Source organism: Streptomyces sp. NPDC111516 (assembly GCF_055635345.1).
On the sequence record NZ_JBVKBV010000020.1, the window covers coordinates 17155 to 36892 of the forward strand.

15 protein-coding genes and 2 pseudogenes are annotated in these 19738 nt (G+C 69.8%); 9 read left to right on the forward strand and 8 right to left on the reverse strand.

Annotation, left to right across the window (positions count from 1 at the left end):
• Nucleotides 1-314: 314 nt before the first annotated feature.
• On the reverse strand, nucleotides 315-578 hold the full coding sequence (locus ACZ7L9_RS28950; protein ID WP_030927001.1) for a WhiB family transcriptional regulator: 264 nt from the start codon (nucleotides 576-578) through the stop codon (nucleotides 315-317).
• A gap of 717 nt (nucleotides 579-1295) precedes the next feature.
• Between ACZ7L9_RS28950 and ACZ7L9_RS28955 the strand changes: the two genes are divergently transcribed.
• The 3 genes from ACZ7L9_RS28955 (at nucleotide 1296) to ACZ7L9_RS28965 (ending at nucleotide 4227) form a co-directional block, all read left to right on the forward strand.
• On the forward strand, nucleotides 1296-1835 hold the full coding sequence (locus tag ACZ7L9_RS28955) for a cysteine dioxygenase (RefSeq protein ID WP_471419706.1): 540 nt from the start codon (nucleotides 1296-1298) through the stop codon (nucleotides 1833-1835).
• A gap of 116 nt (nucleotides 1836-1951) precedes the next feature.
• Entirely contained in the window at nucleotides 1952-2908 is a 957-nt protein-coding gene (gene cofD, locus ACZ7L9_RS28960) for a 2-phospho-L-lactate transferase (RefSeq protein WP_471419707.1), read from the forward strand.
• Nucleotides 2905-4227 carry a coenzyme F420-0:L-glutamate ligase gene (locus tag ACZ7L9_RS28965; RefSeq protein WP_471419709.1) on the forward strand — a complete coding sequence of 441 codons (1323 nt, stop codon included), beginning with the start codon at nucleotides 2905-2907 and terminating at the stop codon, nucleotides 4225-4227. Before cofD ends, ACZ7L9_RS28965 begins: the two co-directional genes overlap by 4 nt.
• A 37-nt stretch (nucleotides 4228-4264) precedes the next feature.
• On the opposite strand, the gene ACZ7L9_RS28970 is transcribed toward ACZ7L9_RS28965, so the two are convergent.
• The 3 genes from ACZ7L9_RS28970 to ACZ7L9_RS28980 all read right to left on the reverse strand — a co-directional run bounded on the left by ACZ7L9_RS28970 (nucleotide 4265) and on the right by ACZ7L9_RS28980 (nucleotide 7913).
• Nucleotides 4265-5263: a DNA-3-methyladenine glycosylase family protein gene (locus tag ACZ7L9_RS28970; protein ID WP_471419711.1), complete on the reverse strand. Its 999-nt coding sequence runs from the start codon at nucleotides 5261-5263 to the stop codon at nucleotides 4265-4267.
• 84 nt (nucleotides 5264-5347) lie between these two features.
• Nucleotides 5348-6439 (reverse strand): mannose-1-phosphate guanylyltransferase, encoded by a 1092-nt coding sequence (manB, locus tag ACZ7L9_RS28975; RefSeq protein ID WP_471419712.1) that lies wholly within the window; start codon nucleotides 6437-6439, stop codon nucleotides 5348-5350.
• 79 nt (nucleotides 6440-6518) lie between these two features.
• Entirely contained in the window at nucleotides 6519-7913 is a 1395-nt protein-coding gene (locus tag ACZ7L9_RS28980; RefSeq protein WP_471419714.1) for a peptidoglycan recognition protein family protein, read from the reverse strand.
• A gap of 137 nt (nucleotides 7914-8050) precedes the next feature.
• Between ACZ7L9_RS28980 and ACZ7L9_RS28985 the strand changes: the two genes are divergently transcribed.
• The 4 genes and pseudogenes from ACZ7L9_RS28985 to ACZ7L9_RS29000 all read left to right on the forward strand — a co-directional run bounded on the left by ACZ7L9_RS28985 (nucleotide 8051) and on the right by ACZ7L9_RS29000 (nucleotide 13993).
• Entirely contained in the window at nucleotides 8051-8803 is a 753-nt protein-coding gene (locus tag ACZ7L9_RS28985) for a TIGR03089 family protein (protein ID WP_471419716.1), read from the forward strand.
• Nucleotides 8804-8981: 178 nt separating this feature from the next.
• Nucleotides 8982-10244, forward strand: a pseudogene (locus ACZ7L9_RS28990) (LCP family protein); the annotation flags it as partial.
• A 223-nt stretch (nucleotides 10245-10467) separates the two neighbouring features.
• Nucleotides 10468-12279: an LCP family protein gene (locus ACZ7L9_RS28995; protein ID WP_471419718.1), complete on the forward strand. Its 1812-nt coding sequence runs from the start codon at nucleotides 10468-10470 to the stop codon at nucleotides 12277-12279.
• A 49-nt stretch (nucleotides 12280-12328) separates the two neighbouring features.
• Nucleotides 12329-13993: an LCP family protein gene (locus ACZ7L9_RS29000; protein WP_471419720.1), complete on the forward strand. Its 1665-nt coding sequence runs from the start codon at nucleotides 12329-12331 to the stop codon at nucleotides 13991-13993.
• A gap of 70 nt (nucleotides 13994-14063) precedes the next feature.
• Here ACZ7L9_RS29000 and ACZ7L9_RS29005 read toward each other — a convergent pair whose 3' ends face one another.
• A complete protein-coding gene (locus ACZ7L9_RS29005) occupies nucleotides 14064-15077 on the reverse strand; it encodes a glycosyltransferase family 2 protein (RefSeq protein ID WP_471419722.1) in 1014 nt (337 codons plus the stop codon).
• A 181-nt stretch (nucleotides 15078-15258) separates the two neighbouring features.
• Here ACZ7L9_RS29005 and ACZ7L9_RS29010 point away from each other — a divergent pair, with 181 nt between their 5' ends.
• A complete protein-coding gene (locus tag ACZ7L9_RS29010) occupies nucleotides 15259-16719 on the forward strand; it encodes an LCP family protein (protein ID WP_471419724.1) in 1461 nt (486 codons plus the stop codon).
• 18 nt (nucleotides 16720-16737) lie between these two features.
• On the opposite strand, the gene ACZ7L9_RS29015 is transcribed toward ACZ7L9_RS29010, so the two are convergent.
• A complete protein-coding gene (locus ACZ7L9_RS29015) occupies nucleotides 16738-17286 on the reverse strand; it encodes an acyl-CoA thioesterase (RefSeq protein WP_471419726.1) in 549 nt (182 codons plus the stop codon).
• 119 nt (nucleotides 17287-17405) lie between these two features.
• Here ACZ7L9_RS29015 and ACZ7L9_RS29020 point away from each other — a divergent pair, with 119 nt between their 5' ends.
• Nucleotides 17406-18698 (forward strand): LCP family protein, encoded by a 1293-nt coding sequence (locus ACZ7L9_RS29020; RefSeq protein ID WP_471419728.1) that lies wholly within the window; start codon nucleotides 17406-17408, stop codon nucleotides 18696-18698.
• Between the two features lie 168 nt (nucleotides 18699-18866).
• On the opposite strand, the gene ACZ7L9_RS29025 is transcribed toward ACZ7L9_RS29020, so the two are convergent.
• Both ACZ7L9_RS29025 and ACZ7L9_RS29030 read right to left on the reverse strand, forming a co-directional pair.
• Nucleotides 18867-19343 (reverse strand): hypothetical protein, encoded by a 477-nt coding sequence (locus tag ACZ7L9_RS29025; RefSeq protein WP_471419877.1) that lies wholly within the window; start codon nucleotides 19341-19343, stop codon nucleotides 18867-18869.
• A 141-nt stretch (nucleotides 19344-19484) separates the two neighbouring features.
• Nucleotides 19485-19730 (reverse strand): annotated as a pseudogene (locus tag ACZ7L9_RS29030) (DUF5954 family protein); the annotation flags it as partial.
• Between the last annotated feature and the right edge of the window lie 8 nt (nucleotides 19731-19738).

Below are 19738 nucleotides of genomic sequence, written 5' to 3' on the forward strand. Positions count from 1 at the left end.
CCCGGGGGCTGCATCGGTGTACACGCGCGCTCCGTCGGGGCGTTGGCGCGTCTCGGACGGAGGCCCACACTAACGGTACGGATAACCACGGTGGCGCCGAGCGGTTGAACGAGGGCTGCGACGGGGCGGGGGTGGAGCGGCGGGGCGGGGCGGCGGACATGGCGATGGCCCGTCGCCTGCGGGCGGGATGCAGGCGACGGGCCATGGTCGGTCTCGGAACGGTGCGCGGCCGGTGCTCGGGTCGTGGTGATCCGGGCGCACGGTGTCCTGTCGTCGCAGCGCTCGGCGGCGCCGGTTGTTGCGGCGGTCCGCTGTCAGACAGCAGCCTTCTTCAAGCGGCGCCGTTCACGTTCCGAGAGGCCGCCCCAGATTCCGAACCGTTCATCGTTGGAAAGGGCGTACTCAAGGCATTCGGACCGGACTTCACAGGCGAGACAGACCTTCTTGGCCTCGCGGGTGGATCCGCCCTTCTCGGGGAAGAAGGACTCGGGATCGGTCTGCGCGCACAGTGCGCGCTCCTGCCAGCCGAGTTCCTCATCCGCGTCCTCGACCAGCAGTTGCTGGAACAGCTCGGTCATGTGCGCCCCTCGTCTGTCTCTTGCGTCCCCGTGATGCAGCCGTTACTGATTGCGGCCGAACGACACGAGTGAAATTACAAGTGTGTAGCTCCAGGCCAGTCAAGCGAAGATCTGCTATTGGCCCCGGTATTCACCCTGCGGAACCAAGGGTATGCGGAAAGTGTGCAAATCACCAAAAACCTGACATATGCCACCGGTCTCGCCGCACCTCCTTCTCTCACCCAGTGAGACGACCGGGGCCACCGTCATGTTTCGATTCGATCACCGAAGCGATCAAGATCACAGTCGGGTCACAAGACCCCAACGACGTTTACGAACACGGCTGATGCGCCACATCTCCGCCGCGATGACCGCACAAACCTTTCCCCGTCGCCAGTAACCGGATGAGGTGAAACATTACCCCCCAAATCGGGCATTGGGTTGACAGTGGCGAGTCGAGCCGGTCTCCTTGACTCCATGCCAGCGACCGCAGCGATGTACACCACCCACGCCCGTGGGTTCCGTACTGCTGTCCAGGCCCGCTGTTGCTGTTCCAGCTGTTGTAGCTGTTGACGCCGCAGGGCACCGGCTCCGATCCGGTCCGGCTTCCAGCTCCTCATTGCGCAGAGCTTCTTCGCTGAGCGACTCCGTAGAGTTTTCTCTCCGCGTTTCCGTGGCTCTCAGGTCTCCGCGACACCCCCACACATGCACTTCCCATGCCGAGGAACCACCGCTTCCATGAACAGCGACAGCGACCTTCAGATCGCCGGCGACATCCTTGAGGTCCAGCACCTCCTCCAGCCGGCCCGCGAGCACCCTTCCACCGTGGCCGAGTTCGTCGGGCTCGCCCGCACCATCGCCGCCGACCGCGCGCAGTGGGCGCCGCTCGTCCGGTACGACACCACCAGCCGCTGGTACCACCGGCTGCGCACCGTTCCCCGAGCTCCCGGCTCCGATCGAGCAGGGGAGACCCCGCTCGGTTACGAGGTGTGGCTGCTCAGCTGGGTGCCCGGCCAGGGCAGCGGGCGCCACGACCACGGTCCGTCCTCCGGCGTACTGACCGTCCTGGACGGCCAGTTGACCGAGCACACCGAACGCGGCACGCGCGCACTGACCCCCGGGGCGCAGCGCGTCTTCGCACCCGGCTATGTGCACGAAGTGGTCAACGACTCCATCGAACCGGCCGTCAGTCTGCACATCTACTACCCGGGTCTGACCGAGATGCCGATGCACGCGGCGCAATGCGCCCCGGCGACCGTGGATGTCGTACCCGCCTGACAGCCCACCCGTCACCCACCACCACCCCACCAAGGATCAGGCTTCGCCTGACAGCCCCACCCGTCACCCACCACCACCCCACCAAGGATCAGGCTTCGCCTGACAGACTGTTGGGCATGCGCATTGTGGTTCTGGCCGGCGGTATCGGTGGTGCTCGTTTCCTGCGTGGCCTCAAGCAGGCCGCTCCCGACGCGGACATCACGGTGATCGGCAATACCGGTGACGACATCCATCTGTTCGGGCTGAAGGTCTGCCCCGACCTCGACACCGTGATGTACACCCTCGGCGGTGGCATCAACGAGGAGCAGGGCTGGGGGCGTACGGACGAGAGCTTCCACGTCAAGGAGGAGCTCGCGGCGTACGGCGTGGGGCCCGAGTGGTTCGGGCTCGGCGACCGCGACTTCGCGACACACATCGTCCGTACGCAGATGCTGGGCGCGGGCTATCCGCTGAGCGCCGTCACGGAGGCGCTCTGCGCGCGTTGGAAGCCGGGGGTCCGGCTTCTGCCGATGTCCGACGACCGGGTCGAGACGCATGTCGCGGTCGACATGGACGGCGAGCGCAGGGCGATCCACTTCCAGGAGTACTGGGTGAAGCTGCGTGCCTCGGTCGAGGCGCAGGCGGTCGTGCCGGTCGGTGCCGAGCAGGCCAAGCCGGCGCCGGGCGTGCTGGAGGCCATCGCCGAGGCCGATGTCATCCTCTTCCCACCGTCCAACCCCGTCGTCTCGGTGGGGACGATCCTTGCCGTGCCCGGGATCCGGGAGGCGATCGCCGAGGCCGGGGTGCCGGTCGTCGGCCTCTCCCCCATCGTCGGGGACGCGCCCGTGCGCGGCATGGCGGACAAGGTGCTCGCCGCGGTGGGCGTCGAGTCGACGGCATCGGCCGTGGCCCGGCACTACGGCTCCGGGCTGCTCGACGGGTGGCTCGTCGACACGGTGGACGCCGGGGCGGTCGACGAGGTGGAGGCCGCGGGCATCCGGTGCCGTTCCGTGCCGCTGATGATGACCGATGCCGACGCGACGGCGGAGATGGCCCGGCAGGCGTTGGCACTGGCCGAGGAGGTACAGGCGTGAGCGCCGAGACCTCCGGTGAGGCGCCCTCGTACCGGGTCTGGGCGCTGCCCGGCATGCCCGAGGTGCGGGCCGGGGACGATCTGGCGAAGCTGATCGCCGCCACCGAACCGGGACTCGTCGACGGTGACGTCCTGCTGGTCACCTCGAAGATCGTCTCCAAGGCGGAGGGCCGGGTCGTCGAGGCCACCGACCGGGAAGCGGCGATCGACGCCGAGACGGTACGGGTGGTGGCGCGGCGCGGCACGCTGCGGATCGTCGAGAACCGGCAGGGTCTCGTCATGGCCGCGGCCGGGGTCGACGCCTCGAACACCCCCGCCGGAACGGTGCTGTTGCTGCCCGAGGACCCGGACGCCTCGGCGCGCGCCATCCGGGACGGGCTGCGGGACACCCTCGGCGTCGAGGTCGGGGTCGTCGTCACGGACACCTTCGGACGGCCGTGGCGCAATGGGCTGACCGATGTCGCGATCGGGGCTGCCGGGGTCCTGGTGCTGGACGATCTGCGGGGCGGTACGGATGCGTACGGCAATCCGCTGAGCGCGACCGTGGTCGCCACCGCCGATGAGCTGGCCTCGGCCGGCGATCTGGTCAAGGGCAAGGCTTCGGGGCTGCCCGTCGCGGTGGTGCGGGGGCTCGGCCATGTCGTGGACCCGGCGGATGCCGCGGGCGGGGCCCGGTCCATGGTGCGGGTCGCTGCCGATGACATGTTCCGGCTCGGTACCTCCGAGGCGGTACGGGAGGCGGTGACCCTGCGGCGTACGGTGCGCGAGTTCACCGACGACCCGGTGGACCCGGCGGCGGTGCGGCGGGCCGTGGCCGCGGCGGTGACGGCACCGGCCCCGCATCACACGACGCCGTGGCGCTTCGTGCTCCTGGAGTCCGAGGGGACGCGGACCCGGCTGCTCGACGCGATGCGGGATGCGTGGATCGCGGATCTGCGCCGGGACGGCCGCGGCGAGGAGTCGATCGCGAAGCGGGTACGGCGGGGCGATGTACTGCGCCGGGCGCCGTATCTGGTGGTGCCGTGCCTGGTGATGGACGGCGCCCACACGTACGGGGACACCCGGCGGGACACGGCGGAGCGCGAGATGTTCGTCGTCGCCGCGGGGGCCGGCATCCAGAACTTCCTGGTGGCGCTGGCGGGCGAGCGGCTCGGCTCGGCGTGGGTGTCGTCGACGATGTTCTGCCGCGATGTGGTGCGGGAGGTGCTGGAACTGCCGGCGTCGTGGGATCCGTTGGGGGCGGTCGCGGTGGGGCGTGCGGCGGTGACGCCTGCGGCGCGGGCGGTGCGGGGTGCGGAGGAGTTCGTCGCGGTGCGGTGAGGTGGGAAAGCCCCTCTTACAGGCGGGCGATGTCGTCTTACAGGCGGGCGATGTCGCCTCTGGTCATGCGGGGGGCTCGGCGGGGTGGGGTGTGGCCCGAGAGCAGGATGAGGCGGGTCGCCCGGTGGCGTTGGCCCTCGTAGGGGGTGAGGAGGGCCAGCATTTCCTCGTCGTCGGCGTTTCTGTTGCCCGCCAGGGCGTGGCCGACGATGCCGGGGAGATGGAGATCGCCGACCGTGACCGCGTCCGCCGCGCCGTTCGAGCGCTGGAGGGTCTCGGCCGAGGTCCAGGGGCCGATGCCGGGGATCAGTTCCAGCCGGGCCATCGCCTCCGGGAGCTCCATGGTGGCCGCCTCCTCCAGCCGGCGGGCCACCCGTACCGCGCGCAGGATCGTGGCCGAGCGCTTGGCGTCGACGCCCGCGCGGTGCCACTCCCAGGACGGGATCAGCGACCAGGTGCGGGCGTCCGGCATGACGTGCAGGCCGAGAGCGGTGAACGCGGCATCGTCCGCGGGGCCGGGTGCCGGGGTGCCGTGGGTGCGGACCAGGTGGCGCCAGGCGCGGTAGGCCTCGTCCGTGGTGACCTTCTGTTCGAGGATCGACGGGATCAGGGACTCCATGACCAGGCCGGTGCGCAGCAGGCGCAGGCCGGGGCGGCTGTGCCGGGTCAGGGCGAGCAGCCGGTGGCGCGGGCGGAAGGCGTCCGGGTCGTCCGTCGCGCCGAGCAGTGTCGGCACCTGGTCCAGCAGCCAGGGCGCGCCCGGTCCCCAGGCCGCCGCCTCGATCCGGCCGCCCCGGGCCGTGAGGCGGAGGGTGCCGGGACCGGCGGGCGTGCGGCCGGCCCGCCAGACCGTGCCGTCCCGGGTCATCCGGAAGGTGGGATCGGCGGGGCCGCGGCGCAGCGGACCGAGGACCAGGCGCAGGTCGAGCGGGCCGGGCGGCGTCCAGTCGCGGGTCAGCGCGTCCGTCGCCGGAGCCGCCGCCTGGTGCGGGACGGCCGCGCGAGGGGCGCCGCGGGGTGCGAATCGTCCTGCCACGGTGAGGTCCTCGGTCGTCGGGGGTGCCTGTCGAGGGTAACGGGGAGGCCGTAAGCGCAGTGGCGGGTGTCCGGGTGGTTCGCCCTACTCGTCGGACGAGAAGCGCACCGACGCGTCCGGCAGGATCGCCCCGCACCAGACACGGACGCCGGCGAGCAGTTCGTTGTCGGCGCCGACCTGCGCCCCGTCCCCGATGACCGCGCCCTCGATCACCGTACGCCTGCCGATCCTGGCACCGGCTCCGACCAGCGAGTCCGTGATCACGGCTCCCGGTTCGACGACCGCCCCGGCCAGTACCGCGGAGCCGTCGATCCGGGCTCCCTCGCCGATCAGGGCGCCCTCGCCGATGACCGTACCGCCGCTGAGTTTGGCGTCGGCGGCCACCGAGGCCGTCGGCAGGACGAGCCGGTCGCCGCAACGACCGGGGACGGCCGGGGACGGGGCGTGGCCCAGGACCAGATCGGCGGAGCCGCGTACGAAGGCCTGCGGGGTACCGAGGTCCAGCCAGTACGTGGAGTCGACCATGCCCTGGAGGTGTGCGCCGGAAGCAAGCAGTCCGGGGAAGGTCTCGCGCTCGACGGAGACCGGGCGGCCGGCCGGGATGGTGTCGATGACCGACCGGCGGAAGATGTACGCCCCCGCGTTGATCTGGTCGGTGACGATCTCCTCGGGCGTCTCGGGCTTCTCCAGGAACGCGGTGACCCTGCCGGTGCCGTCCGTCGGTACGAGACCGAAGGCGCGCGGGTCCTCGACCCGGGTGAGGTGGAGGGAGACATCCGCTCCGGACGTGGTGTGCGAGGCGGCCAGCGCCCGGATGTCGAGGCCGGTGAGGATGTCACCGTTGAAGACGAGCACCGGTTCGTCGGGACCCGCGGTGAGCCGGGACGCGACGTTGCGTATCGCGCCGCCGGTGCCGAGCGGTTCGCGTTCGGTGACGTACTCGATGTGGAGACCGAGCTTCGAACCGTCCCCGAAGTACGGTTCGAAGACCTCTGCCAGATACGACGTCGCGAGCACGATGTGCTCGACCCCGGCGGCCCGGGCACGCGCCAGCTGGTGTGTGAGGAACGGGACGCCCGCTGCCGGAACCATGGGCTTCGGGGTGTGCACCGTGAGCGGGCGCAGCCTGGTTCCCTTGCCGCCGACCAGGAGGATCGCTTCTCTTGCCTCTGTCACAGCGCTGACTCTGCTTCCTGGTGGGGCCTGGCCTGGTTTCGGCTGGCCAGTGTATGCAAACCGGTGCGGTCGTCCCCGGTCAGCGGCCCTGCAACTGGGCCGAGGTGGTCCGGGCCGAGCCGAGCTTCTTGTAGAGACGCGCTCCGGGGCATTCCGTTACGTAGCCGTCCCGGTGGCCGGAGATGACGTTGAGTTTGGCCTTCGTCCCCTTCTTGTACTTGTTCCCGCCGGCGGAGACGAGCGTGACCTTGCCCCGCGGGTCGGCTCCGGACAGGCCGAGCTTCCAGGCGGTGAGCTTCGCGACGGCGTTCACCGCGGCGGCGGGCGGGTTCGAGCTGGTGAAGGTGCCGAGCACGGCGATGCCCATGCTGTTGGTGTTGAAGCCGAGCGTGTGTGCTCCGAGGACGGCCTTCGTCACGCCTCCCGCCCGCCCTTCGTAGATGTTTCCGCACTTGTCGACGGCGAAGTTGTAGCCGATGTCGCGCCAGCCGCTGCTCTTGACGTGGTAGCGGTAGATGCCACGCAGGACCGAGGGCGCCTGGGAGCACGTGTAGTTGTTGCCCGTGGCGCTGTGGTGGATGAACGCGGCCTTGACGCTCTTGGTGTACACGAAGGCGCCCTTCCGGAGCTTCTCGTCGGCGCCCCAGCCCTTGCGGGTGATGATGCGCGGGCGGGGTCCGATGTACGGCTGGGCGCCGGGCGCGAGTCCGGACTCCGCCTCGCTGAGCGCCGCGGTCTCCTGCTTGCTCAGAGCGGGGAGCACGCTCGGTTCGAGCGGTGCGGTGCGCCCGTCGGCGTCGGGGATGTCAGCGGTGCCCCAGGCGTCTCGTGTGTCTCCGCCGTCCCCGGCGTTCCCGGTGTCTGCCTCGGCGCCCGCTGCGGGGAGTTGCTGCGGGTCCTTTCCGGGGTCGACGAGTTCGAGGCGCAGGCCGGTGGGCAGCGGTACGGCGGGGGAGGTCCGGTCCTGCGGGTCGGAGGCCTCCGGGCGTACGCGGACCGCGACACCGTCCGATTCACCGACCCAGAGCGGGGCGGTGGAGCCGCGGACGGTGCCGGATTCGCGCTCGGCGGTCCCGGGGTCGGCGGCGTGCTCGGCGTTGTGCGTCTCCAGGTCCTGCCAGTGGGACCAGCGAGTGGTGCCGATGGCGCGGGTACGGACCTGGACGGTGCCGCGGAGTTCGATGTCGGCGTCGTTCCAGACGACGCCGACCAGGGAGAACGGGCGGACCTCGCGTTCGGGCAGCCCCTGTTCGGCAGCCTCGGCGGTCCGGGAGGGTTCGTCGGTGGCCCTGCCGGACGCGTCCGGCAGGGGCGACATCGGCAAGGACTGCGTCGAGCCCGGCGCGTCGGAGGGCTCGGCGGACTCGGCAGGGGCAATGGAGGTGTCGGTGGCGGCGCCCGCGGGCACGGCCGACGGCAGTACGAGAACCGCCGCGCAGGTGACACCGATCGAGGATGCAATGAGGGAACGCATACGAACGATCCTGGTCATATGTTGACAACTCCGGCCACCCGGGTATCTCCGTGCAATTGACGGCCCGTCTGTCCAACCGGTGTACCCCGCGCCCGTCCACCCCACCCGGCCCGGCGCCGCCGCGTACCCTTGCGCGGATGAACGCCACCGACCGCACCCCCGCCGACCTGCTGCGTTCCGCGCTCGCCACGGACCCGGCCCGCCCCTTGGTCACTTTCTACGACGACGCCACCGGAGAACGCGTCGAACTGTCGGTGGCCACCTTCGCCAATTGGGTGGCCAAGACCGCCAACCTCCTCCAGGGCGACCTCGCCGCAGAACCCGGTGACCGGCTCGCCCTGCTGCTGCCCGCGCACTGGCAGTCCGCGGTGTGGCTGCTCGCCTGTTCCTCGGTCGGCGTGATCGCCGATGTGCAGGGCGACCCGGCCGGCGCCGACCTCGTTGTCAGCGGCCCGGACACACTGGAGGCCGCGCGCGCCTGCCGCGGCGAGCGGGTCGCCCTGGCGCTGCGCCCGCTGGGCGGCAGGTTCCCGCAGACGCCCGAGGGTTTCGCGGACTACGCGGTCGAGGTGCCGAGCCAGGGCGACCGGTTCGCCCCGTTCGCCCCGGTGGACCCGGACGCTCCCGCGCTGGCGGTGGGCGGCACCGAGCTGACCGCGGCGCGACTGGTGGCGCGGGCCCGCGAGGATGCGGCCGCTCTCGGCCTGATCGCCGGGTCGCGGCTGCTGACGGGACGTACGTACGACACCTGGGACGGCCTGAGCGCGGGGCTGTTCGCGCCGCTGGCCGCCGGGGCTTCCGTGGTCCTGTGCCGGCACCTGGGGCAGCTGGACGAGGGCGGTCTCGCCAAGCGCGTCGAGAGTGAACGGGTCACCAACAACGCGGCATGACCAGCACCCCGAGGATCACTCGTCCGGCCCACAGCGGGCCGAGTCCTCGGGGCTGCGCGTCAACTCCGGTACATCATCGGCGGTACAGACCACTCGGGACACAACCAAGCGTGAGGTTCAGCCGTCTACTCCTGCGACCGGCGGCCCAGCGCGCCGCCGAACGTGAAGGATGGACGCAGACGTGAGCGAAAGCGCCGGACCGCCGGACGACTCCGACGACTCGGCTGCGGGCCAGGGCACGTCGCAGGCCGGGGACGGCTCCGGCGCAGGCCCGGAGCCCCTCGCCGGACACAGGCACCACTGGCTTCGCTGGACCGCGCTCGGCGTCTCGCTCGTCGTCCTGGTCGCCGCGGGTGGCGGCTGGTGGCTGTACCGAAAGCTCGACGGCAACATCAGGACCGACACGTCCGCGGCGGCCGAGCTCAAGGCGTACGAGCGGGAGCGGCCCGCCACCGTGGTGCGCAACGCGGAGAACATCCTGCTCATCGGCTCCGACAGCCGGGCCGGTGACAACCGTGAGTACGGGCGTGACGACGGCGGCAGCCAGCGCTCCGACACCACGATCCTGCTGCACCTCGCCGCGGACCGGAAGAGCGTCACCGCGATGTCCCTGCCGCGCGATCTGATGGTGCAGATCCCGGTCTGCCACACAGCGGGCGGCAAGGCCACGAAGAAACAATTCGCCCAGTTCAACTGGGCCTTCGAGTTCGGTGGCACCGCCTGCACGGTCCGAACGGTCGAGAAGCTGACCGGCGTCCGGATCGACCACCAGATGGTCGTCGACTTCAACGGCTTCAAGGACATGGTCGACGCCGTGGACGGTGTCGAGGTCTGCCTCAAGAAGCCGGTCGACGACCCCGACGCCCATCTGAAGCTCCCCGCCGGACGCCAGAAGCTCGACGGCGAGCAGGCACTGGGGTACGTACGGGCCCGCAAGTCCATCGGCAACGGCAGCGACACCGAACGGATGGACCGCCAGCAGCAGTTCCTGGGCGCGCTGGTCAACAAGGTGCAGAGCAACGGCGTGTTGCTCAACCCGACCCGTCTCTACCCGGTGCTGGACGCGGCCACCAAGGCGCTGACCACGGACCCGGGCCTGGACACCCTCAAGGACCTGTACGAGCTGGTGCGCGGTCTGCGCGACGTACCGACCGACAAGGTGCAGTTCCTGACCGTGCCCCGGCAGCCGTACGCCGCCGACCCGAACCGGGACGAACTCGTCCAGCCCGACGCGGACCGGCTCTTCAAGCGGCTGCGTGAGGACGCCCCGGTCGCCGTCGTCCCCGCGGACCGGCTCAAGGACGACAAGGACGGCGCGGATGACAACGGGAAGAACAACGGGAAAGGTAATGCCCCCGCCGATACACCGGGCGCCGCGGACCCGACGCCAACACCGACCTATTCGGGCAACAACGCGGCGGCGGACCTGTGCAAGCAGTAAAGCAATTCCCAAGCAGAAGCCGGTGATCGGCGTGTATTGAGCAGAATGACCAGTTGTAAGGACCGTGGAATTTGTCACGCTCGTCGCTCGATACCGAACTGGGCCGATAGTGTGACGCGATCCGGTGCTTCCGGCCGCCAGGCCGCGCACTTCCGGAGCGAAAGATCGAGCGCCTGATCGGGGTAGGCGCTTCGCGTGGCACCGACGGAGGACTCAAGCAACCGTGGATGCGCATAGCCGTGGGCGGTCGAACGATATCGACCCCGCAGACCAGTGGGTTCTCAATCCGCACACCGGCGATTACGAACTGCGACTGAATAATTCCGGAGGGGATTCGGCCGGTGTTTCCCAGGCGCCGGGCCCGCGCATCCCGCGTCGCAGAGAGCCGGTCCGTGACGACAACGGCGGGCGCGGAAAAACGTCCCTGGACGGCAGTGGCGAGCGCCGGGGGCAGTCCCGAGGTGACGGGCAGGGGTCCGATCCGCGCCGTGAGGTGCCGGGGCAGCGCGGGCGCCGTTCGGCCAGTGGCCCGCGCGGTCAGGAGGGTTCCGGCCGCGGCGAAACGGCGGGCCGCCGCAGCCGCAAGGCCCCCAAGGCGCGCCGCAAGAAGGCGCTGTTGTGGACGGGCGGCGCGATGGCCTTCGTGCTCGTCGGCCTGTCGGTGGGCGGATACGCGCTCTACCAGCACTTCAACGGCAACCTGAGCACCATCGACATCGGCAGCGCCGGCAACAAGAACGTCTTCGACAACGACGCCCCGGTCAACATACTGATCATCGGTACCGACAAGCGCACCGGTAAGGGCAACGAGGGTTACGGCGACAAGGGCAGCGTGGGCCACGCCGACACCAACATCCTCTTCCACGTCTCCAAGGACCGCACCAACGCGACGGCGCTCAGCATCCCCCGCGACATGATCACCAACATCCCGGACTGCGAGACCGTGCAGCCGGACGGCTCGAAGAAGGTCATTCCGGGGACGCAGAACGTCCGCTTCAACGAGAGCTTCGGCCAGGAGGGCCGTGACCCGGGCTGCACCATGCGTACGGTCGAGGAGATCACCGGCCTCAAGCCCGACCACTTCATGATGGTCGACTTCAACGCGGTGAAGGAGCTGTCCACCGCGGTCGGCGGCGTCGAGGTCTGTCTGGCCAAGCCGGTCAAGGACAAGGACTCGCACCTGGACCTGCCGGCGGGTGAGCACAAGATCCAGGGCGAGGACGCCCTGGCGTTCGTACGGACCCGGCACAGCTTCGGCAACGAGAGCGACCTGGACCGGATCAAGGTCCAGCAGCAGTTCATCGCCTCGATGATCCGGCAGATGCAGTCGGGCGACACCCTGACCAGCCCGACCAAGCTGTACAAGCTGGCGAACGCGGCGACCAAGGCGCTCACCGTGGACCCCGGCATCGGCTCGGGGACGAAGCTGGCCTCGCTGGCCCAGGAACTCGGCAAGGTCAATACCAAGAACATCACCTTCACGACGGTGCCGGTGCTGGACAACCCGGCCGAGAAGGTCCGTGCCACCGTCGTGCTGGACACGGCCAAGGCCGACCCGCTTTTCGCCATGATGCGCGAGGACACCTCGCTGACCGAGGTGCAGGCGCAGAAGAAGGCCGCGAAGAGCAAGCAGGACGCGCTCCTCAAGGGCACCAAGGCCGACGCGGCCGACGTACGGGTCGATGTGTACAACGGCGGCAAGGTCGACGGTGGCGCGCAGAAGACCGTCGTCTGGCTGCAGAACAACGAGGGCGTGCTCAAGTCCACGAACAAGGCCAACGCCCCGGCGAAGATCGACAAGACGACGCTGGAGTACGCACCGAACCAGGCGGACCAGGCCCGTGCACTGGCCGCCATGATGGGCCTGCCCGGCTCGGCTCTGAAGCAGGGCACCACGGACGCCGAGGGGCTCCAGGCGATGGTGCTGACCCTGGGCGCCGACTTCAAGGGAGCGGGCATCCCCATCACGGGACCGGCAAAGGTTCCGGACGGCATTCAGCAGGCAAACGGCGACAAGGCAGAGTGCGCGAAGTGACACCGGGTCACTGCGCCAAACCACGAGTCTTAGCAGCAGGGGGGTCCTGGTGGGACGGAGCAGTACGCCTGGGGAGGGGACGCGACCACGCGTCCGGCACGCCGGTCAACTCGGCCGGGACGACGGGCTCTACGGGGATTCCCCGGAGAACGGCCCGGACTCCGGGCCCGCCCTGGCGGACGCCGGCCATCGGAAGGGCGGGGCGAAGCGGCGCGGCAAGAAGGGCAAGCGCCGCGTACTGCGCTGGGTCGCCTCGGTTCTCTCGCTCGTCATAATCGGCGGCGCCGTCGCCGGATACCTCTATATCGAGCACCTCAACGGGAACCTCAAGAAGGAGGACCTGACGCTCGGCGACAAGAAGATGACCGACCACAAGGCCAACGCCGCCGGTCAGACCCCGATGAACATCCTGCTCATCGGCTCGGACGCGCGGGACTCCAAGGAGAACCAGAAGCTCGGCGGGGCCAAGGACACCTTCGGGGCGCCGCCGCTGGCCGACGTACAGATGCTGCTCCACCTCTCCGCCGACCGCAGCAACATGTCCGTGATCAGCATGCCGCGCGACACGCTGCTGAAGATCCCGAAGTGCACCGATCCGAAGACGGGGCACGTCTACCCCGCGACCACCGGCCTGGCGATGACCAACGAGACGCTGGGCCGCGGCGGTCCCGGATGCACCGTGGCCGCCTGGTACGAGCTCACCGGCATCACCATCGACCACTTCATGATGATCGACTTCTCCGGTGTGGTCTCGATGGCCGACGCGATCGGAGGCGTCCCGGTCTGCGTCAAGGGCAACGTCTACTCCCACACACGCGAGGGCAAGGGCTCCGGTCTGAAGCTGGAGGAGGGCACCACCAAGATCAAGGGCAAGCAGGCCCTCCAGTGGCTGCGGACCCGCTACGGCTTCGAGGACGGCACCGACCTGGGCCGGACCCACGCACAGCACATGTACATGAACTCGATGGTCCGTGAGCTGCGCAAGGGCACCAAGCTCACCGACCCGGGCAAGCTGATGGGCCTCGCCGAGGCGGCAACCGACGCGCTGACAGTCGACAAGGGCGACAAGGGCCTCGGCAGTGTCAAGAAGCTGTACGACCTCGCGGAAGAGCTCAAGAAGGCCCCCACCAATCGCATCACGATGACGACGATGCCGAACGTCTACGGGACGGGCGTGAACCGGGAACGGGTCCTCCCGAAGCCCGTCGACGCCGACCGGCTGTTCCAGATGGTCCGCGACGACGTCCCGCTCGACGGCAAGGCCTCCAAGCGCAAGGCCCCGGTCGCCAAGCAGCCCACGGCGCCCGTCGCCGAGATCCCGGTCAGCATCCGCAACGGAACCCGCACCGACACCGAGTACCCGGTCAAGGGCCGTGCCTCGGCGGTCAAGGAACTGCTCGCCGGGAAGGGCTTCACCCAGGCCGCGATCGACAAGCAGAACACCGACGCGGCGGCACGGACCGGGGTGCTCTTCCCCAGCGTGGACATGGAGGGCAATGCCCAGGCGGTGGCCAAGGCGCTCGGTATTCCGCTGACGGCGGTGAAGAAGTCGACCGCGGTCTCCGGCATCACGCTGACCGTGGGGGCCGACTGGCGCGAGGACGGGGACTATTCCGCGCCGAGCGCCGAGGAGAAGACTCCGGAGAGCGCCCGCGCCCTGAACGGCGACGACGAAACGGCGTGCATGGCCATCCAGCCGGGGTTCGGCTGGTAGCCCGGGACCGGGCACAACGCACGGTGGGGGTCCTCCGGAACACCGGAGGACCCCCACACCGCGTCGGCGGTTATACGGTGACGGCCGGGCGCCGGCTGGCGATGACCTTCTTCGCCAGCGCGCGCGGGCTGGTCAGGAAGCCGTACCCCCATGACATGTGCATCGTCGCGAGGGCCACCGGGATCTGGGCCCGCGCCTTCAGCGACAGGCCCTTGCCCGCCGGGAGGGACCCGGCGACGATCGCCGCGACGTACCCGACGGGAACGACGAACGCCCACGGGGTGACGGCCGCACCGGCCACGATGCCCGCGGCGATCGCGCAGACGGCGGTCGGCGGCGCCAGGTAGCGCAGGTTGATCGAGCCGGAGTGGTAGCGGGCGACGACGTGCCGCCAGCGGCCGTAGTCCTTGTACTGCTTGGCGAGCGCCCTGACCGAGGGCCTCGGCCGGTACTGCACCTTCAGCTCGGGCGAGAACCAGATCAGACCGCCCGCCTCGCGGATGCGGAAGTTCAGCTCCCAGTCCTGGGCGCGGATGAACTCCACGTTGTAACCGTCCGCCTTCTCCAGGGCCTCGCGGCGGAAGACACCGAGATACACGGTCTCCGCCGGGCCCGCCTGGCCGCCGGTGTGGAAGGCCGCATTGCCGACGCCGATCTTCGACGTCATGGCCGCGGCCACGGCGTCCTCCCAGGCGTTCTCACCCTCGGCGTGCATGATGCCGCCGACGTTCTGCGCGCCCGTCTCCTCAAGGAGGCGGACGGCCGTCGCGATGTAGTTCGGCGAGAGCATGCCGTGGCCGTCGACCCGCACGACTATGGGGTGGCGGGAGGCCTTGATCGCGGCATTGAGCGCGGCGGGGGTGCGGCCGGTCGGGTTCGGGACGGTGTGCACCCGGGGGTCCTCGCGCACCAGCTCCGCGGCGATCTCGTCCGTACGGTCCGTGGAGGGGCCCAGCGCGATCACCACCTCCATCTCACCTGGGTACTCCTGCTCCAGGATGTGCCGGACGGAGTTCCTGAGATGGCGTTCCTCATTGAGCACCGGCATGATCACGGAGACGGCGGAGTGCTGCGCGGCAGACATGGTGGTCCTCGGGTGGTCCTCGGGGGCGCCGGGGGTTCGCACCCCACCAGGCGGCGTTATTCGGCCGCCACGTTACCGCGAATGGGGGACGCGGGCGCGCGCCGCCGGGTCGCTCGGCGGAGTGCAGATCATATGGGCCTACTGTGCGAACGGTCCCCCCTGTACCACGGAGGTTCCCCCCGTGCCCACACCGCACCCCTCCCCCCGTTCGCCGCGCTCCCGCGCAGTTCCGCCGCAGCGCAGGTCCAGAAGGCAGGACGAGCGGCCCCGGTGGGGCATGCGGGTGGTGACCGGTATCTCCGTGCTGGTGCTCGGGGCCGGCGGGATCGGCCACGCGGTGGTGACCAGCCTGGAGACCGGGATCGACCGGATCGACCCGTTCAAGGACATGAAGAACCGGCCCCGGGCAGGCCACGGCATGAATCTGCTGCTGGTGGGCACCGACGGCCGCGACCGGATCACCCGGGAGGAGAAGGCGACGTACCGGCTCGGCGGTGTGCCGTGCAATTGCACCGACACGGTCATGCTGGTGCATCTGTCGGCGGACAAGAAGCGTGCGAGCATCGTCTCGCTGCCGCGCGACAGCTACGCCGAGGTCCCCGAGCACAAGGACCGCAACACCGGCGGGACGCACGTCGCCCACGCACTGAAGCTGAACGCCGCCTATGCCGAGGGTGGGCCCGGTCTGACCGTGCGGACCATCGAGCACCTGACGGGCGTCAAGATCGACCACTACCTGGAGGTCGACTTCACCAGCTTCATGAAGACGGTGGACACCCTGGGCGGGGTCCAGATCTGCACGACCCGGCCGCTGAAGGACTCGTACAGCGGTCTCGACCTCGCCGAGGGCACCCATGAGCTCAACGGCGGGCAGGCGCTCCAGTACGTACGCTCCCGGCACATCGACGCGGCCGCCGACCTGGGCCGGATGCAGCGCCAGCAGAAGTTCCTCGCCTCACTGATCAAGCAGGCGACCGGCAGCGGTGTGCTGCTGAACCCGGTGAAATTCCGGGACGTCGCCTCGACGGTGCTGAGCTCGGTCCGGGCCGACAAGGGATTCGGTACGGAGCAGATGCTGGAGCTCGGCCAGGCGATGCGCGGCTTCTCCCCCGCCTCGTCCGAGTTCACCTCCGTGCCACTGGGGAACGTCGCATACCCGGTCAAGGGCGTCGGCTCCACGGTCAAGTGGGACGAGGCGAAGTCGAAGAAGCTCTTCCAGGCGCTGCGCGACGACAGGCCGCTCTCCCCGGAGCGGCCCAGCGGGCCGAAGGCCGTGCAGGTCGATGTCGCCCCGCAGCAGATCCGGGTTCAGGTCTACAACGGGACCTCGAAGGACGGCCTCGGCAAGACGGTCGACGACGGGCTGCACGCCACCGGTTTCGCCACCACGCGCGCCCCGCTGAACGGGGAGCCGCGCAATCTCGCGCACACGCTGATCACGTACGACCCCCGCTGGAACCGGTCCGCGAAGTCCCTGGCGGGCGCGTTGCCCGGGGCCGAGCTGCGGGCGGTACGGGGGCAGGGCCCCACGCTGAAGGTGACGGCGGGCGCGGACTTCGCGAAGGTGCAGCGGGTGCGGGCCGAGGAGACGAGCCGGGGCGAATTCGGCGCGGTCACGGGCGACCAGGTGGCCTGCCCGTGACCGCGGGCCGACATGCTCTCAGTCGTCGATGCCGTCCGCCGCGCGCTTCTCGCGCAGTTCCTTGATCGCGCGGCGTCGGGCGAGGCGGTGGGTGCGCCGGATCTGCGCCTCCTGGTAGCGCCGCTTGTCGCGCTCCGTCTCCGGGACCACCGGCGGTACGCGGCGCGGCTTGCCGTCCGCGTCGACCGCGGCGAACACCAGGTACGCGCTGCCGACCTGCTGGGCGGGGGTGGATTCGTTCCACCGCTCGGCCATGACGCGGACGCCGACCTCCATCGAGGAGCGGCCGGTCCAGTTCACCTGGGCGCGGACGTGAACAAGGTCACCCACGCGGACCGGCTCCAGGAAGACCATCTCGTCCATCGAGGCCGTCACCGCGGGTCCGCCGGAGTGCCGGCCGGCCACGGCGCCCGCCGCGTCGTCGACCAGCTTCATGATCACGCCGCCGTGCACCGTACCCAGCAGATTGGTGTCGCTGCCGGTCATGATGTGGCTGAGGGTGGTCCGGGAAGCGGCGGTCGACTTACCCGGAATGTCGCCCTCCGGGTGCGGGGCCTGATCTGTCATACCGTCCACCTTATGCGGGGGCTTCCGTCCGGCTGCAATGCATCAGATTCGCAACAGCCCTGACGTGATTTCCCGTACCCCCTGTAAGAGCGGTGCGCCCGGCCTGCACACTGGATCGCATGAACGATTGGCCCGAGGGCTGGACCGACGACAACCGCAGCGGCAACCGCTACGGGCAGGGCAGCGACAGCGACCGGCCCGAGAGCGCCCGCGTGATGCGGCACGTCCAACGGCGCCCCGCGCCGCCGCAGCAGCGCCCCGCACCGCCCCGGCAGCGCCGGCCGGAGCCGCCGCCCCAGTATTCCGGCGGCTACGACGGCAACGCAGGGTACGACAGCGGTTACAACACGGGCCAGGTCTACGGCGGCGGTGGCAACGGCGGCGGCCGGGGCAACGACTACGGTGACGGCGGTTACGTCCAGGGGCGCCCGGCGCCCAACTGGCGCCGCCGGATAAAGATAGGCGCGCTGTCCCTGGTCGTCGTGGTGCTCGCGGTCTCCATCGGCACGTACTTCTGGGCCGACTCCAAGCTCAAGCGCGAGGTGGACCTCTCCAAGGTCATCGAGCGGCCGAAGGGCGGCGACGGCACCAACTACCTGATCGTCGGTTCCGACAGCCGCGCGGGCATGACGGCCGAGGACAAGAAGCGGCTGCACACCGGCTCCGCCGAGGGCAAGCGGACCGACTCGATGATGATCCTGCACGACGGGTCGAACGGCCCGACGCTGATCTCCCTGCCGCGCGACTCCAACGTCGAGATCCCCTCGTACAAGGGATCCGACTCCGGCAAGCTCTACCCGGCCCGCGGCCGGTTCACCAAGCTGAACGCCGCGTACGCCGAGGACGGCCCCGAACTCCTCGTCCGCACCATCGAGTTCAACACCGGGCTGCACATCGACCACTACGTCGAGATCGGCTTCGGCGGCTTCGCCAAGATCGTGGACGCGATCGGCGGGGTGGAGCTGGACATCCCCAAGGCGTTCAAGGACAAGAAGTCCGGCGCCGACTTCAAGGCGGGCAAGCAGACGCTGAACGGCGAGCAGTCGCTGGCTTTCGTCCGCACCCGGTACGCCTTCGCGGGCAGCGACCTGGACCGTACGAAGAACCAGCAGAAGTTCCTCGCGGCGTTGGCGAGCCAGACGGCGACACCGTCCACGATCCTCAACCCGTTCAAGCTGTACCCGACGATGAGCGCCGGCCTGGACACGCTGATCGTGGACAAGGACATGTCGCTCTGGTCCCTGGGGCAGATGTTCTTCGCCATGAAGGGCGTCACGGGTGGTGACGGCACGTCGATGAACATGCCGATCTCGGGCTCCACCCACGGCAATCTGGTCTGGGACAAGGCCAAGGTCAAGCAGTTGGTGGAACAGCTCAACAACGACGAGAAGGTCACCGTCTCCGGCAACTGACGACAGGCGGCAGCAGGCAGGAGCAGGGCCCGGACGGTTCGCCGTCCGGGCCCTGCTCCATGTGCCGTCGGGGCCCGGGAAGGAAACCCGGCCCGTTCGACCGCAGCGCGCGGGCGCAGCCCTCGGCCCGCCCTTCCCGGTTACGCCGCTCGCTCACGTCGAACGCGGTCATCGCGCGCCTTCGGCGGGCCCCTGCGGCTCGACCTCGTCGAGGTCCTCGTAGAGCGCGTCCAGAATCCGTCCGGTGGGCTCGCCCTCCGGTGACAGCTCGGCCAGGCACCAGCCGGGCAGCTTCTGCTCGACCTCGGGCGGAAGATCGCCGTCAGCAGGGTCGGCCAGGCCGTAGAGAAGGCCGAACGCGGTCTCCTTCGCCACCTCTCGGGCTATCTCCCCCAGGTCGCCGGGGGTCAGACCGAGGGCCAGCGCCCGCTCGACGGCGCCACCGGCGAGCCCGTCCTTCCGGTACGCCTCGACCCAGTCGGGGGCCGCGGCACTCCATCCGTCGATGTCCTGCCACACCATGCGCAGGAACCGGTATCGGGCGAGCTGCGGAATGTTCTCCTCGGCCTCGGAGTCGGCCCAGCCCGCGGCGTCGTCGGCGCCGAGCGCGGTGAACAGGTCGGTGAGCTTGTCGATGTCGGTCATGGACGTGGAAGGTACGCCACGGGGCTGCCATGCAGCGATCAGGAGTGGCCCCCCGGTCCACCGCCAGTCGTTGTAGTTGAGGTTGCCCCACTCATCCATCGCGGGGTGGATCCGCGTGGGTTCCTGGACGTCGATGTCCGAGCGCTGTGGGCCCTTCGGGCCTGCCGGCCCGATGCGCATCATCCGTTCGTCCCGGACGATCTGGGAGCAACGCCCCCGCACCTCCGGCTCATTGGGCCGGCGCTGCTTCATGAACCGCTCCGCCGCCCGTGCGTACACGGCGGCCTCCCGCTCGTCGACCTCCTCGATCAGCGGCAGGAACACCTTCAGGCAGTGGGCCGGTGAGCGCGCGGGCCGGCCCCGAGGGGTCGGCCCGCGCTGTTTCACGGGAACAG